Origin of the sequence: Streptomyces sp. NPDC057702 (genome assembly GCF_042799315.1) — a bacterium.
In the GTDB taxonomy this organism is placed as follows: domain Bacteria; phylum Actinomycetota; class Actinomycetes; order Streptomycetales; family Streptomycetaceae; genus Streptomyces.
The window spans coordinates 39,717-52,405 of the sequence record NZ_JBHVJC010000028.1 but is presented as its reverse complement, the minus strand read 5'-3'; the positions used below and the strand labels follow the sequence as shown (position 1 = coordinate 52,405).

Below are 12,689 nucleotides of genomic sequence, written 5' to 3'. Positions count from 1 at the left end.
GCCCCGCTCACAGATTCCTCCACTCGTCTTCGAACTCGTCGATCTCGTCCTGGCTCAGGGACACCAGTCCCAGGTCGGACGGGGTGTGCCCGGCCGCCGTGCCGCCCCGCGCGCTGTCGAGCAGGACGCGCAGCGCCGCGCGCCACCACTGGTCGAGCTCCGCGACCCGGGCCGCGTCCAGCAGCAGGCCCGCGTGGTGCCAGGTCACCGACAGCTCGGTGCCGGTCTCGCGGCGCAGCGCGGCGATGCTCAGATCCAGCGCGGTGTCCACGCCGATCGTGGCGTCGTCGCGCCACAGCGCGCCCGACTCGGCGGCCGGGGTCCACGGCGGCCCGTCTCCCCCGCCCGCCGCCTCGGGTGTCGCCGACGCCGTGGGCGCGTCCTCGGACCGGTCCGCCCCGGGTGGTGCGGCGGGGCCGACGTCGAAGCGGCCCAGGTAGTTGAAGCTGACCTGTGGGCGGGGGCCCCGGGCCAGTTCCGGCCCCGCCTCCGGGTCCAGATAGCGGAGCTGGCCGTAGCCCACGCCGCCCGCCGGCACCGCGCGCAGCTGCTCCTTGAGGTGCTTGAGCAGCCGCCCGGCGGCCTCCGGGTCCTCGTAGGGGGTACGCGGCCCGCTGCCGTCGGCGGTCAGGCGTACGGGGTAGAGGCTGGTGAACCAGCCCACGGTGCGCGAGGGTTCGCGGCCCCCGGGCAGCACCGCGTCGCTGCGGCCGTGGCCCTCCAAGAGGACCAGGGCCGACTCTCGGCCGGGGCTCCACCGCCGCAGGGCCATGGCCAGCGCCGCGAGCAACACCTCGTGCTCCCCGCAGTGGAAGGCGGCCGGCACCTCGCTCAGCAGCGGCTCGGCCAGCTCGGGCGGCACGGTGACCGCCAGCCGGCGCACCGTGGCCGGGGTGTCCCGGGCCGGGTCCGGCTCCCGGTCGCCGAAGGCCGGATCGGGTGCGTCCAACACCTGGCGCCAGTACGGGAGTTCGGCGTGTCGGGTGGCGGCCTGGTCGGCCAGGGCGCGGGCCCAGGTGCGGAAGGAGACCTCGACCGGTGGCAGGTCGGGCGCCCGGCCGGCTCCCGCCGCCTCCCACGCCTGGACCAGGTCGGGCAGCAGCACCCGCCAGGAGACGGCGTCCACCACCAGGTGGTGGGCGAGCAGCAGCAGTCGGCCGGGGCTGGCCGGGCCCAGGTCGAACCAGACGGCCGCGAAGACCCGGCCGCGCTCGGGGTCGAGCGCCTCGGTGGCCGCGCGGGAGGCCGTGTGCACGACCTCCCGCAGCGCGGCGGGATCACCGGGCGCGACCTGTACGCGGCGCAGGCACCGGGCGGCGTCCACGCCGCCGGGCTCGGGCACCTCCAGCGTCCAGGGCGCCGGGTGCCCCGCGCCCGGGTCCGTGGCGTGCCGCTCCGTCGCGCCCGGGTGTGCCGGGCCCGGGTCCGTCGTGCGCAGGGTGGCGCGCAGCATGCCGTGGTGGTCGAGCACCGCGCGCAGGGCCGCGACCAGACTGTCGTGGTCGACCGTGGCCGGCGCGGTGACCAGCAGCGACTGGCTGTAGGCGCGGTGGTCGCCGCCGCGTTCACGCATCGCGTGCATGACCGGGGTCAGCGGTACCAGCCCGGTGCCGGCGTCGTGTTCGGCGGCGGCGTCGCGCGGCGCGGGCGCGGCCACCCGGGCCAGGGCGGCGACGGTGCGGTGCTCGAACACCTGGCGGGGGGTGATCACCAGCCCGGCGCGGCGGGCCGCGCTGACGAGCTGGATGGAGGAGATGCTGTCGCCGCCGAGCGCGAAGAAGCTGTCGTGCGCGCCGACCTCCGCCAGCCCGAGCAACTCGGCCACCAGGTCGGCCAGGACCCGTTCGGTGTCGGTGCCCGGTCGCGCCCCCGCGTCGGGTTCGGCCCGCGCGGGGGCGGGCAGCGCGGCCCGGTCCAGCTTGCCGCTGCTGGTGAGCGGGAACGCGTCGAGCACCACCAGTTCGGCGGGGACCAGGGCGGGGGGCAGCAGCGCGGCGACGTGTCGCAGCAGCGCGGGCACGTCGGGCCCGGCCGGCTGGTCGGGCGTGCCTGGCTGGTCGGACGTGTCCGCGCCGGTGGGGCGCGCGGGGGTGACGTAGCCGACCAGACGGGCGGCGCCCGGCAGGTCCTCGCGGGCCAGGACCGCGGCGTCGGCGACGGACGGGTGGGCCAGCAGCGCCGCGCGGACCTCGGCCGGTTCGATCCGTACGCCGCGCAGCTTGACCTGGTCGTCGGCGCGGCCGGCGAACTCCAGCTCGCCCGCCGGGTTCCAGCGCGCCAGGTCACCGGTGCGGTACAGGCGGGTGCCCGCGGGTCCGAAGGGGTCGGCGACGAACCGCTCGGCGGTACGCGCGGGTTGGCCCAGATAGCCCCGCGCGAGCTGGGCGCCGGCCAGGTACAGCTCCCCCACCACGCCCACCGGCACCGGCCGCAGCCGCGCGTCCAGGACGTAGGCGCGGGTGTTGTCGCCGGGCGCGCCCAGCGGGACGGTGCCCGCCTGACCGGGCTCGGCCGGGCGTGCGGTGACGTCCACGGCCGCCTCGGTCGGCCCGTACTGGTTGACCAGTCGCGCCTGCCGGCCCCGGTACCAGGCGTCGGCGAGCTGGCCCGGCAGGGCCTCGCCGCCGCTGAAGACCCAGCGCAGCCCGGGCAGGCGGGCGGACGCCGGCTCGGCGGCGAACAGGGCGAGCATCGAGGGGACGAAGTGCACGGCGGTGACCTGCCGGGCGCGGATCACCTCGGCCAGGTAGGCCGGGTCACGGTGGCCTTCCGGGCGGGCGACGACCAAGGCGGCGCCGCCGGTCAGCGGCCCGTACTGCTCCCACACGGACACGTCGAAGCCGGGCGCCGCCTTGTGCAGCATCCGCTCGCCCGGCCCGAGCGGGAAGCGCCGCTGGTTCCACGTCAGCCGGTTGACCAGCGCCTGGTGCGAGACGGCCACCGCCTTGGGCCGGCCGGTGGAGCCGGAGGTGTGCAGCACGTACGCGGTGTTCAGCGGGTGCGGTGGGCGGGTGGCGGCCGGTGGCGTCAGCGGGTGGGTGGCCAGCTCGGCGCGCAGCGCCGGGTCGTCGATCAGCACCGTGGCCGCGCCGGACGCGGGCAGCGCGCCGGCCAGGGTCGCGGCGGTGGCGGCGTCGGTGAGCACCAGCGCCGGGGCGGTCTCGGCCAGCAGCGCGCCCACCCGCTCGACGGGGTGCGTCGGGTCCAGGGGCAGGTAGGCGGCGCCCGCGTGCTGTACGGCGTGCGCGGCCAGCACCGAGCGGGCCGAGCGCGGCAGCAGCACCGCCACGAGACGGTCGGGCCCGGCGCCCCGGCGGGCCAGCGCGTGGGCGAGTCGGGCGGCGCGCTCGTACAGCTCGCGGTAGGTGAGCGTCTCGTCCTCGGCGATGACGGCGCTCGCGTCGGGCGTGCGGGCCGCCTGCGCGGCCAGCGCCCGCGGCACGGTGGCGGTCGGCACCTCGGTCCCGGTCGCGTTCCACTGGTGCAGCACGCGCCGCCGCTCGTCGCCCGTCAGCAGGTCGATCGCGGTGACCGGCCGTCGGGGCTGGTCGGCGAACGCGGCCAGTACGTGGGTGAAGTGGTCGGCGATCCGGCGCGCGGTGGCCGCCTCGAACAGGTCGGTGCGGTAGGTGATACCACCGGTCAGCGGCCCGTCCGCGCCCGGGTGTTGGACCAGGGTGAAGGTCAGGTCGAACTTGGCGGTGCGGGTGTGCACGGCCAGCGGGGCGCTGTCCAGGTCGGCCAGCCGTGGCCCGGCCGGGGTGAGCGTCTGGTGGTTGAGCATCACCTGGAACAGCGGGTGGCGGGCCAGCGAGCGCTCCACCCCGAGCGCGTCCACCAGCCGCTCGAAGGGCACCTGGGCGTGGTCGAAGGCTTCCAGGTCGGCGGCCTTGACCCGCTCCACCAGCTCGTCGGGGGTCGGGTCGCCGCTCACGTCGGTGCGCAGCACCAGGGTGTTGACGAAGAAGCCGACCAGGTCGTGCAGCGCGTGGTCGTCCCGGCCGGCGATGAGCGTGCCGATCGGCAGGTCGCTGCCGGCGCCCAGCCGCTCCAGGAGGGTGGCCAGCGCGGCGTGGGCCACCATGAAGGGCGTGGCGCCGGTGCGCCGGGCCAGCTCCCGCAGTCCGCGCCGTACCCCGTCGGGGACGGTGAACTCCACGACCTCGCCGGCGTATCCGGCCTGGCTGGTGCGCGGCCGGTCCAGTGGCAGGGGCAGCTCGGCCGGGGCGCCGGCGAGGCGCTCGCGCCAGTAGGCGGTCTGCCGGCTGGTGCCGCTGTCCGGGTCGTCCTCGGCGCCCAGCACCTCCCGCTGCCACAGGGCGTAGTCGGCGTACTGCACGGGCAGCGGCGTCCAGCGCGGGGCCCGCCCGGCCACCCGCGCGGCGTAGGCGTCGCCCAGGTCGGCCAGGAGGGGGCGTACGGACCACTCGTCGCCGGCGATGTGGTGCAGCACCAGCAGCAGGACGTCGCCCGGCTCGTCCGAGGCGCCCGCCTCGGCCGGCCCCGCGGCGGGGCGCAGCACGGTGGCGCGCAACGGCAGGTCACGGGTCAGGTCGAAGGGACGGACGGCGGCCTCGTGCAGGGCGGCGGCCAGCGCGTCGGGCGCGGCGTCGGGGGCGGGGAGGGTGTGCGGGTCCACCCGGACCAGGGCCTGGTCGGCGGGCACGACGTGCTGGCGCGGTACGCCCCCGGTGTCGGGGAAGACGGTGCGCAGCGCCTCGTGCCGCACCACGACGTCGTGCAGCGCGGCGCGCAGCGCGGGCAGGTCGAGCCGACCGGTCAGGCGCAGCGCGATGGGCACGTTGTACGCCGGTGTGTCGGCGTCCAGCCGGTCGAGGAACCACAGCCGGCGCTGGGCCGGCGACAACGGCAGCTCGGCCGGGCGCGGCCCGGCCACCAGCGGCGCCCGGCGCGCGGCGGCCGGGCGCAGCAGCGCGGCGGTGGCCGCGGGGGTGCGGGCGGTGAACAGGTCGCGTACCGCCAGCGAGACGTCCAGCGCCGCCCGTACGGTGCCCACCAGGCGCATGGCCGCCAGCGAGTGCCCGCCGGCGGCGAAGAAGTCCTGGTCGGGGGCGATTGACTCGACGCCCAGGGCCTCGGCGAACAACCGGCACAGCAGCTCCTCGCGCGGCCCCAGCGACGCGGTGTTCGCGGTGGTGGCCACGCGCGGCGCGGGCAGCGCGGCCCGGTCCAGCTTGCCGTTGGCGGTGAGCGGGACACGCTCCAGGCACACGACCGCCGAGGGCACCAGGTACTCCGGCAGGGTGCGCGCGAGGCGTGCGCGCAGGGCGCGTCCGAGGGCCTCCCCCGCGGGCGGCCCGTCGGCCGGCGCCTCGGCGTTGTCCGCCGTGTCGGGCGCGGGGACGGCCGGGACGACGTAGGCCACCAGGGCCGGGCCCGAGGGCAGGTCGGTGCGGGTCAGCACGGTGGCGTGGGCGACCTCGGGCAGGGCGCGCAGCGCGGCCTCGCTCTCGCCGGGTTCGACGCGGTAGCCGCGCAGTTTGACCTGGTCGTCGGCGCGGCCGAGGAAGTCCAGCCGCCCGTCGGGCCGTACCCGCGCCACGTCGCCGGTGCGGTACATCCGCGCGCCGGGCGGGCCGGCGGGGTCGGCGACGAACCGCTCGGCGGTCAGCGCGGGTCGGCCCGCGTACCCACGGGCCAGACCGGCGCCGCCGAGGTAGAGCTCGCCGGGTACGCCGTCGGGCACCGGCCGCAACGCCCCGTCCAGCACGCTGGCGCTCATCCCGTCCAGCGGCGTACCGATCGGCAGCGGAGCCTGTGCCCGGCGGGCCGGGTCCGGGCCGGCCGTCTCGGTCGGGATGCCGGTCACCTCGGCCCAGGTGGCGAAGGTGGTGGTCTCGGTGGGCCCGTAGCCGTTGACGACGCGCAGGTGCGGCGCGGCGGCGCGGACGGCCCGCACGGCGGCCGGCGAGACGACGTCGCCGCCCGTCCAGACCTCGCGCAGCCCGCTGAACGCCTGGGGCACCTCGTGGGCCAGGAGGGCGAACAGGCCGGCGGTCAGCCACAGCGCGGTGGCGCCGCTGGCGGGCAGCAGGGTGGCCCAGGTGGCCGGGTCCGCGTCGCCGTCCGGTGCCAGGATCACCTCGCCGCCGCGCAGCAGGGGCACCCACAGCTCGTAGCTGGCGGCGTCGAAGGAGTGCGGTGAGTGCAGGAGGACGGCACGGTGGGCCGGGTCGTCCCAGCGGACGTCGGCCGCCAGCGCCAGGACGGCCGACTGCGGTACGGCCACGCCCTTGGGCGTCCCCGTGGAGCCGGAGGTGTACATGACGTAGGCCAGTTGGTCGGGGTGTGCCGGCGTGGGGGGCTCGGGCGGGCCCGGCTCGCTCCATCCGTCGCGCTCGCGCGGGGCGGTCGGTGGGGGGAGGAGCGGCAGGCCGGCGGCGATCTCGGCCGCGCGGGTGTCGTCCGCCGGGGCGATCAGGGCCACCGCTTCGGCGGCGGCGAGGACGGAGCGGCAGCGGTCGGCGGGCCAGCTCGGGTGCAGCGGCAGGTAGCCGGCGCCGCACCAGGCCAGCGCCAGCAGGCTGGTGACCAGTTCGGGCGAGCGCGGCAGCAGCACCCCGACCACGGTCTCCGGCCCGGCTCCGGCCGCGCGCAGTGGGCGGGCCTGGGCCGCCGCGCGGGCGGCGAGTTCGGCGTACCCGAGCCGGCCGGTGCCGTCGGCGTGGCGGACGGCGGTGGCCTCGGGGGTGGCCGTGGCCTGGGCCGCGAACGCGGCGGCGAGGCCCGTGCCGGCGCCCGGCTGGCCCGGGGCGGTGGCCGCCGGGGCCGGGAGCGGGCGGGGTGGGGCGCCGAGCAGCCGCCAGCGCGGCGGGCGCGCGGGGTCGGCGGTGTCCACGGAGGCCACGGTGGCCTCGGGGTCCTCGGCCAGGCGGGCCAGGGCGACGGCGACGCGGCGGGTGATGTCGCGGGCCGCGTCGGCGTCGTAGCGGTCGGTGCGGTACGTGAGGGCGAGTCGCAGCCGGCCGGCCTGCGCGGTGGCGGCCAGGGTGAGCGGGTAGTGGGTGGCGTCCCGGCCGCCGACGCCGCGCACGGCGAGGCCGGCGGCGCGTTCGCTGCCGCTGAGGGCCTCGTCGTCGAAGGGGTAGTTCTCGAACACCGTCATGGTGTCGAAGAGTTCGCCGAGGCCGGTGGCCCGCTGGAGGTCGGCCAGGCCCACGTGCTGGTGGTCCAGGAGCGCGACCTGGTCGGCGTGGACTTCGGCGGTCAGCTCGCGCAACGTGCGCCCCGGGCGCGGGCGTACTCGCGTCGGCACGGTGTTCACGAACAGCCCGATCATCGACTCGACGCCGGTCAGCTCGGGTGGCCGGCCGGAGACGGCCGAGCCGAAGACCACGTCGTCACGGCCGGTGAGCTGGCCGAGCACCAGGCCCCAGGCGCTCTGCACCAGGGTGTTCAGGGTGACGCCGGTGGCACGGGCCGTCTCCTCCAGGGCGGCCGTCGCCCGGCGCGAGAGGGTCAGGTCCGTCGCGCCGGGGACGGTGGCGGCGTGCGCCCCGCCGGCGGGGGCCACCAGCGTGGGCCGCTCGAACCCCGCCAGCGCGCGGCGCCAGGCGGCCAGCGCGGCCTCCTGGTCGCGCCCGGCCAGCCAGCGCAGGTAGTCGGCGTAGGGGCGGCGGTCGGGCAGCGGCTGGCCGGCGTACGCGGCGAACAGGTCGGTCAGCAGCAGCGGCGCCGACCAGCCGTCCATCAGCAGGTGGTGGCTGGTGAACAGCAGGCGGTACCGGTCGTCGGCGACCTGGGCCAGGGTGAGGCGCAGCAGCGGTGGCCGGTCCAGGTCGAAGCGCTCGGTGCGGTCGGTCGCGGCGCGGTCGGCCAGCGCGGCCGGCGGGTCGGTCTCGGCCCGCAGGTCCGTCTGACGCCAGGTCAGCGGCGCGGCCACGGGCGCGGACGCCACGGTGTAGTGGGCCAGGGTGCCGTCGGCGAGTTGGCGGAATCCGGCGCGCAGGCTGGCGTGCCGGTCCACGACGGTGTGCGCGGCCCGGCGCAGCCGCTCCGCGTCCAGCGCCCCGGTCAGCTCCAGGTCGAGCTGGACGACGTAGAGGTCCAGCGCGTCGGTATCGGCCAGGGCGTGGTAAGCCAGGCCCTGTTGCAGCGGTGACAGCGGCAGGACGTCCGCGAGGTCGGGGTGGGCCCGCTCCAGCTCGTCGATCCCCGCCTGGTCGAGGCCGACCAGCGGGAAGTCGGAGGGGGTGTGGCCCTGGTGCTCGCCGCGCCCGGCGTGTTCGGTCAGCTCGCGCAGGGTGGCGGTGAAGCGGTCGGCGATCCGGCGGACGCGCTCGGCGTCCAGCGGCCCCGGCGGGTAGGTCCAGCGCACGGTCAGGCTCGGCCCCCGCTGGCCGCCGACGGCCGAGGCGTGCACGTCCAGGGCGTGGTCGGCGGGCAGGGTGGGGTCCTCGGGGGCGGCGACGGCGTCGGACTCCGGGGCCGGCGTCCAGTTCCCGGCGACCGGGTCGCCGGTGGTGGGGGTGGCGCCGTCGAAGCGGCCCAGGTAGTTGAAGGCGACCTGGGCGCCGCTGGGGGCCTGGTCGTACAGCAGGCCGTAGCCGGTGCCCTGGCGGGGCACCGCGCGCAGTTGTTCCTTGACCCGCTTGACGGCGGCGGCCGTGCCGGCGTGCCCGGGCGTCAGGCGTACCGGGTACTGGGTGGTGAACCAGCCGACGGTACGGGAGAGTTCGGCGCCCGGGACGAGTTCCTCGTGCCGCCCGTGCGACTCCAGGTCGACCACCAGGGAGCCGTCGTCGGCCGCGCCCGGGGCGGTTGCGCGTTCGGCGGTGACGGCCAGCGTCAGGGCGGCCAGCAGCACGTCCTCGGGGTTGGCGTGGAAGGCGGCGGGCACGTCGGTCAGCAGCGGGCCGGCCAGTTCGGGGGGCAGCACCGTGCGCAGGGTGCGGCGGCCGGCGGCGGTGTCGGTCGCCGGGTCCAGGGGGCGCTGACCCAGCGTGGGTTCGATGCCGGCCAGGGTCGCCGCCCAGTGGGCGCGTTCGTCCTCGTGCCGGTCGGCTCCGGCGCGCAGTTGTCGGGCCCAGTGGCCGAAGGAGGTGCCGGGGGCCGCCAGGCGCGGGGCGGCGCCGGCCGGGGTGCCGGGCGGGGAGTCGTCCCCGCTCGCGGGGTCGGCGCCGAGCAGGGCGGCGAGGTCGGCGAGCAGGACGCGCCAGGAGACGCCGTCCACGACCAGGTGGTGGACGGTCAGGAGGAGTCGGCCGCTCTCGCCGTGGCCCGCGTCGAACCAGACCGCCTCCAGCAGCCGGCCCGACTCGGGGTCCAGGCGCTCCACGGCGGCCGACGAGTGTTCGGCGACCAGCGCGCGCAGCCGCTCGGGGCCGGCCTCGCCCGCGTCCACGACGCTCAGCCGGTACGTGGCGGGAGCGGCCCCGCCCGCGTCGGCGGGCCGGTCGGCGGTGAGGGTGGGCGCGCCGGTGGCGTCGCGCACCACGGTGGCGCGCAGCATGCCGTGGGTGGCGACCAGTTCGGCCAGCGCGGCCTCCAGGGCCGGTGCGCTGAGTGTGCCCGGCACGCGTACCAGCATCGACTGGTGGAAGGTGCGCCAGGCGGTGGGCCGGCCGGCGAGCCAGGCCATGATCGGGGTGAGCGGCACGGTGCCGCTCTCGTGGGCGCCGGCCACGGCGGGCGCGCCCGGGTCGAGGCGGCCGACGACGGTGGCCAGCGCCCGGGGGGTGCGCTGTTCGAAGATCTGCCGGGCGCTCAGGGCCAGTCCGGCCGCCCGGGCGCGGCTGACGAGCTGGATGGAGGAGATGCTGTCGCCACCGATGGCGAAGAAGCTGTCGCCGCCGCCGGCGGGGGCGCGGCCGAGCACCTCGCCGAAGAGGGCGGCCAGCGTGGCGGCGGTGCCCTCCAGCGGCCGCTGGTCGTCGGCGCTCGCCTCGGGCGCGGGCAGCGCCGCCCGGTCCACCTTGCCGTTGGGGCTGAGGGGGAAGGACTCCAGCTCCACCAGGGCGGCGGGCACCAGGTAGTCGGGAAGCGTGCGGGCCAGCTCGCTCCGCAGCGCGGTGGTCCCCAGCGGCGCGGGGGCCGCCGGGTCGGCCACCAGGTAGCCCACCAGCAGCGGCCGGCCCACCTGGTCCTCGCGCAGCAGCGCGGCGGCCTGGCGTACGCCGGGCAGCGCGCCGAGCGCGGCCTCGACTTCGCCCAGCTCGATCCGGAACCCGCGCAGCTTGACCTGGTCGTCCGCGCGGCCCAGGTACTCCAGGACGCCGGCCGAGGTCCACCGGACGAGGTCGCCGGTGCGGTACATGCGCGCCCCCGGCGCCCCGAACGGGTCGGCCACGAAGCGCTGGGCGCTCAGCCCCGGGCGCGCGTGGTAGCCCCGGGCGAGCCCGCTGCCGGCGACGTAGAGCTCGCCCGGGGTGCCGGGGGGCACCGGTTGCAGCGCGGCGTCCAGCACGTAGGTGGCCGTCTCGGTGACGGGGGTGCCCACCGGGACCGGGCCGCCGCGCAGGGCCTCGGCGTCGCAACGCCACAGGGTCGCGTCCACGGTGGTCTCGGTCGGCCCGTACGAGTTGAACAGGGGGGTGTGCGGCGCCCAGGCGCGGACCAGCTCCGGTGCGCACGCCTCGCCCGCGACGACCACGGTGGTGCCGGGTGCGAGGGCGTGCCGGGGCAGCGCGGCGAGGACGGCGGGCGGCACCGTCAGATGGGTGATGCCACGCTCGGCCACGAAGTCCGCCAGAGGCTCGCCCAGCCGCCGCTCGGCGGGGACGATCTCCAGGCAGCCGCCGGTCAGCAGCGCCATGGCGATCTCCCACAGGGAGGTGTCGAAGCTCAGCGAGGCGAACTGGAGCACCCGCGCGCCGGGCCCGGCCCCAAAGCCCCGGGCGAGGGTGTCGGCGAGCGCGGGCAGCCCCGCGTGGGTGACGACGACGCCCTTGGGGCGGCCGGTGGAGCCCGAGGTGTAGATGACGTAGGCGGCCGATTCGGGGCGCAGCGCCCGCCACCTCCCCGGGTCGGCGGCCGGGGCGGCGTCGGGGTGGGCGGCGGGGAGCGTGAGAGTGGGCAGGCCGTCGGGGGTCGGCAGGTGCTGGCCGGGGGCGAGGAGGACGAGGGCGGGGGCGGCGTCGGTGAGGGTGTAGCGCACCCGCTCGGCGGGGTAGTCGGGGTCGACGGGCAGGTAGACGGCGCCGGCCTGCTGGACGGCGAGCAGCGCGACGATGGCCTCCACGGTGCGCGGCAACGCGACCGCGACCCGGTCGTCGGGGCGTACGCCGTGCGCGATCAGGTGCTGGGCGAGCCGGTTGGCCGCGGCGTCCAGCTCCCGGTAGCTGAGGCTGAGTTGGTGGCCGCCGAGCGCGGAGGGGCCGGTGACGGCGGGGGCCGTGCCGGCGGCGGCGACCCGGGCCGCGAACAGGGCGGGCAGGGTGGGCGGAGTGTCGGGGGCCAGCGCGGGGCCCCGGGCGGCGAGCGGGGCGGGGGCCGTCTCGGTCGGGGTGGCCTGCGGCGCGGGGTCGGCGGTCGGCTGGCCGGCGGCGCCGGTCAGGGCAGCGCGCTCGGCGGGCGAGAGGACGTCCAGGCGGTGCAGCGGGGCGTCCGGTTCGCGGGCCGCGGCGTCGAGCAGTCGCACCAGCCGGTCGGCCAGGGCGACGGCGGAGGAGCGGTCGAAGAGGTCGGTGGCGTACTCGAGGATGCCGTCGATGCCGTCGGCGCCCTCCCGTTCGGCCAGCGTGAACGTCAGGTCGAACTTGGCCGCGTCGCCCAGCGCGGGCACGGCCGTGGTGCGCACGCCGGGCAGTCCGATGTCGGTGGCCGAGCGGTTCTCGTACGCGAGCATCACCTGGAACAGCGGGTGCCGGGCCAGCGAGCGGTGCGGGCTGACGACGTCCACCAGGTGCTCGAAGGGCACGTCGGCGTGCGCGTAGGCGGCCAGGTCCACGGCCCGCACCCGGTCGAGCAGGTCACGGAAGGTGGGGTCGCCGGAGGTGTCGGCGCGCAGCACCAGGTTGTTGACGAAGAAGCCGACCAGGTCGTCCAGGGCCGCGTCCGAGCGGCCGGCGACGGGCGTGCCGACCACCACGTCGGTGCCGGCGCCGACCTTGGTCAGCAGGGCCGCCAGGCCCGCGTGGGCGGCCATGAACAGCGACCCCGAGCGGGAGTGGGCCAGCTCGCGCAGCGCGCGGTGGGTGGCGGCGGGGACGGCGAAGCGCACGAAGCCGCCCCGGTAGCTGGGGTGGGCGGGCCGGGGCCGGTCGGTGGGCAGGGCCAGTTCGTCGGGCAGGTCGGCCAGGTGGGCGCACCAGTGGTCGACCTGTGCCTGGAGCGGGCCGCCGGGCAGCGGGCCGTCCTCGCCCCAGCCGAGCACCTCGCGCTGCCACAGCGTGAAGTCGGTGTAGTGCACGGGCAGCGGGGCCCAGTGGGGCGCGGCGCCGGCCCGGCGGGCGGCGTAGGCGGTGGCCAGGTCGCGCAGGAGCGGCCCGGCCGACCACTGGTCGGCCGCGATGTGGTGCACGACCAGCGCGATGACGTGCTGGTCGGTGTCGACGGCCAGCAGCGTGGCGCGCAGCGGTATCTCGCGCTCCAGGTCGAAGGCGGCGCCGGTGGCCTCGGCCAGTTCGCGCTCCAACGCGCCGGGGGCCACCTGTCGCACCGGCAGCACCTCGCCGATCTCGGCCAGCGGCACCACGTGCTGGTGGGGGTGGTCGGCGGCGGCCGGGAAG

General features: G+C 77.7%; 1 protein-coding gene (only partly in view). It reads right to left on the bottom strand.

The genetic code is table 11. The features are described 5' to 3' along the window. Positions 1-7: 7 nt before the first annotated feature. Positions 8-12,689, bottom strand: the 3' portion of a protein-coding gene (locus ACFVFR_RS21785; protein WP_383704187.1) for an amino acid adenylation domain-containing protein. Its footprint extends 3,395 nt past the window's final position; the window shows 12,682 of its 16,077 coding nt (coding positions 3,396-16,077); the start codon falls outside the window, past its right edge; the stop codon is at positions 8-10.